Annotated in this window: 1 protein-coding gene; it reads right to left on the bottom strand. The window is 57.8% G+C overall.

Annotation, left to right across the window (positions count from 1 at the left end; translation table 11 throughout):
• Positions 1-109: 109 nt before the first annotated feature.
• Positions 110-259, bottom strand: a complete 150-nt coding sequence (locus GUI70_RS22635; RefSeq protein ID WP_161884517.1) for a hypothetical protein — start codon at positions 257-259, stop codon at positions 110-112.
• Positions 260-467: the final 208 nt, after the last annotated feature.

Here is a 467-nt window from a genome sequence, read left to right as displayed (position 1 = left end):
ACCCTCAAGACTGCCCTCGTCAATATGCTCTGGAGCAGCACTGAACGCGCGTCTATCCGCGCCTTCCACACGTGCGCCCAGAAACTGTCACCTACTTAGGTGAACAACCCTACTCGCTCAAGTAGTCTTCCGGCTCGATGCCTTCCATCAGTTGGCTGATCTCGTCGCCGATCTCAGCCCGCAGCTCCTCAGCTTGGGTTTTGTCCGGCTTCCAGTTCTCGAAGCAGATTTTGGCCTGGCGCGACAAAGCCACCCGCATTTCGAAGTCCGGGTACTTGTCTCCGGCCCAGATCTCCAGACCTTCCTACAGGAACGCGGCCATCTTTTCACCGTCCCACTCTCGGACATGAGTGCTGTCTTTGCCAGTCTTATTGATCTCGGCTGAAGTTCACGATGGGAGGTAGCTGTGCAGGAGGCGATCAGGGAGGCGCACATATCGGACGCGCTGCCACCCGACCTTCAGGCGT

Origin of the sequence: Deinococcus alpinitundrae (genome assembly GCF_009982895.1) — a bacterium.
In the GTDB taxonomy this organism is placed as follows: Bacteria; Deinococcota; Deinococci; order Deinococcales; family Deinococcaceae; genus Deinococcus; species Deinococcus alpinitundrae.
Note: the sequence above shows the minus strand (reverse complement) of the source record. Positions and strands in the feature narration are given on the sequence as shown.